Origin of the sequence: Arthrobacter sp. CAL618 (genome assembly GCF_000468215.1) — a bacterium.
Taxonomy (GTDB): Bacteria; Actinomycetota; Actinomycetes; order Actinomycetales; family Micrococcaceae; genus Arthrobacter_D.
Window position 1 is genome coordinate 14,347 of record NZ_ASZW01000014.1, and the last position, 2,474, is coordinate 16,820.

General features: G+C 65.7%; 2 protein-coding genes and 1 pseudogene (2 of these 3 only partly in view). 1 reads left to right on the forward strand and 2 read right to left on the reverse strand.

The window, feature by feature from the left end; all coding sequences use genetic code 11:
* Window positions 1–407, reverse strand: a pseudogene (locus K728_RS18010) (prolyl oligopeptidase family serine peptidase) (it extends 1,698 nt beyond the left edge of the window).
* Window positions 408–534: 127 nt separating this feature from the next.
* Here K728_RS18010 and K728_RS0100365 point away from each other — a divergent pair.
* Entirely contained in the window at window positions 535–2,457 is a 1,923-nt protein-coding gene (locus K728_RS0100365) for an FAD/NAD(P)-binding protein (RefSeq protein WP_337587474.1), read from the forward strand.
* Here K728_RS0100365 and K728_RS0100370 read toward each other — a convergent pair.
* Window positions 2,450–2,474: the 3' portion of a 5'-nucleotidase C-terminal domain-containing protein gene (locus K728_RS0100370; RefSeq protein ID WP_024475477.1), read on the reverse strand. 2,573 nt of this gene lie beyond the right edge of the window; 25 of the gene's 2,598 nt are visible here — the last part of the coding sequence; its start codon lies beyond the right edge, outside the window; it ends in the stop codon at window positions 2,450–2,452. The genes K728_RS0100365 and K728_RS0100370 overlap by 8 nt on opposite strands.

Here is a 2,474-nt window from a genome sequence, read left to right on the forward strand (position 1 = left end):
TCGCCGTCGGCGGGCCGGAGGAACATCGCCCCGCCCCACACCCATTCGACGCCTTCGTCGGCGCTGAGCCGGTCAAGGTCCAGCAGCACCTCCCACTGAGGCGATGCGGAGTTGTAGCTGTCCCAGTCGGTGCGCCGCCACAGCCCCTTCGGGTGTTCTTCATCGCGCCAGAAGTTGTAGTAGTGCCCGCCCCGTTTGGAAACCATCGGGATCCGGTCAGTGGAGTCGAGCACCTCCAGGACCCTGCGCTCCATGTCCAGAAAGTCGCCGGTGACGAGCTCTTGCTCGGTAACAGCGTTCTCGGCGTGAACCCACTGGAGGGGTGACTCACCGTAAATGTCCTCGAGCCAGAGGAACTCGTCGTGGTCGGGGATCGGACCGGAGTGCTGGTCTGTGGTGGAGGTCATATTTCCATCCTATGCACGCCTTTCCGCTGCACCCATTCCGGCACCGCCGCGCAGGTCCGGCCCCCCCCGACGCCGCCAGCCTGGTTCCTTCCCGTCCTGGCCCAGCGGATACCCTTATCGAATGCGCATGGGTCGGAGTCTTCGGGTAGCTGTGGTGGGTGCTGGCCCCCGCGGCACCTCGGTGCTGGAACGACTTATTTCCCAGTGGGAGGCCCATCCGCCCGACCAACGCCAACAGCTCGACATCCATGTCATCGACCCGGAAAGCCCCGGCCCGGGCCATGTCTGGCGGCCGGTCCAGTCCCGACTCTTCCTGATGAACACTCCGTCGCTGTTCCCCACGGTGGTGCCCGTAGGGGCTCCGGACCATGGGTTGGTCCCGTCAGTCGTGGGGTACTCGTTTGACGACTGGCGTGTCCTGGTGACGTCCGACCCGGTCCCCACGCTTTCCAATGCCGACCGCGAAGAGCTGTCGGACCTCGGAAGCTCCGGTTTCCCCAGCCGTGCCTTGTACGGCAGGTATCTGGAGTGGATCTATCAGCAGCTGGTCGACCGTTGCGGTGACGGCGCCACGATCACCCACCACGCCACCGACGCAAGGGAAATCTCCCGGGTGGCTCCCGGTTACCGTCTCCGGTTAGGCGACGATTCGGTGCTGGCAGCGGACGCAGTGGTGCTGGCGCTGGGACATGTTCCCTCGCAGCTCAGCCCCGAACAGGAGACGCTAAGGGACGGCGCCGCACGCTACAGCCTCAAATACTGGCCGCCCGCCGTCCCCGCCGACATCAACTGGGCAAAACTGCCTGCCAAAAAGCCGGTCCTGGTCCGGGGCCTGGGCCTGAACTTTTTCGACGCCATGATCCAGCTGACCGAAGGACGCGGCGGTCGGTTCACCCCCGACGAGGGTGGGAAACTGAGCTACCAACCGAGCGGCAGCGAACCGCAGATCATTGCTGCCTCCCGGCGAGGGGTGCCGTACCGGGCGAAGGCACAACTGGATAGTTACCTCCCTCGCAGCGTGACCTTGCGCTATTGCACGCTACCGGCGCTGCAAACGTTCGCCGACCAGGGAATCACACCTGGCTTCGACCACGATATCTGGCCGCTATTGCACCGTGACGTGGTGACTGCCTACTACTCCACCCTGGTGCGGGTGGCCGGCGCGGACCTGGTGGCCAACCCGGACGGATTCCTGGAGAGAGTTCACACCGCTATCGCCGTGAGCGGCCCGGAATGGACTGCTGCGCTGGACGCGGTCCTCGCCAGCGAGCTGCCCCCCGTTCACCACCTCGATGTTGAGCGGCTGTCTCACCCGTTCGCTGGGCGCAGGTTCGCCAGCGCCCAGGATTACCAGGAAGCGGTGCTTGACTACCTCGACGCCGATGTTGCCGAGTCCTTCAGGGGCGAAGATAGCCCGCTGAAGATGGCGATCGGCGCCATGAATGCTGGCCGTACTGTGATCAAACAGGTGGTCGCCGACGGCGGGCTGACCGATCAGGCCTGGCTGACCGAGCTCAGGGGATGGTTCGAACCCCTGGTGGAGGGCGTGGCCAGCGGTCCGCCAGCGATCAGGATCGCCCAACTGGCTGCCCTGGCACGAGCGGGTGTGGTGCAGTTCATCGGGCCCAACCCCCAGTTCGTTGTCGACGTCGACACCGAACGATTTGAAGCGTCGTCACCGTGGGTGGAGGGTGCCGGGGTAGCAGCGAGCTACCTGGTCGACGCGATGATGCCGCCCAACCGCGCCGCCACCACCCTGTCCCCGCTGCTGCGCCAACTACTCGGCGACGGTCTGGTCCGGCCCAAAATGATGATGGCGACCGACGGCGCGCCGGTCAGCGCGCCGGGACTGGACGTCACGCTGCCCCCTTACCGGGCAATTGACGGCTCGGGTCGCGCGCACCAGCACCTGTACGTGGTGGGTTTGCAGCTCGCTTCGGTCCAGTGGGGGACAGCAATTGCGGCCCAGGCTCACACGTCGCCTGCTGCCGGTAGCCGGACGCTCCGGGACGCCGATGACATCGCCACGGCCATCCTCGCGATCACATAGTTAACCGGAACGGCGGG

Coding starts and splice junctions, on each gene's coding strand:
- K728_RS0100365 (WP_337587474.1), top strand. CDS start 535: ATGGGTCGGAGTCTTCGGGTAGCTGTGGTGGGTGCTGGCCCCCGCGGC.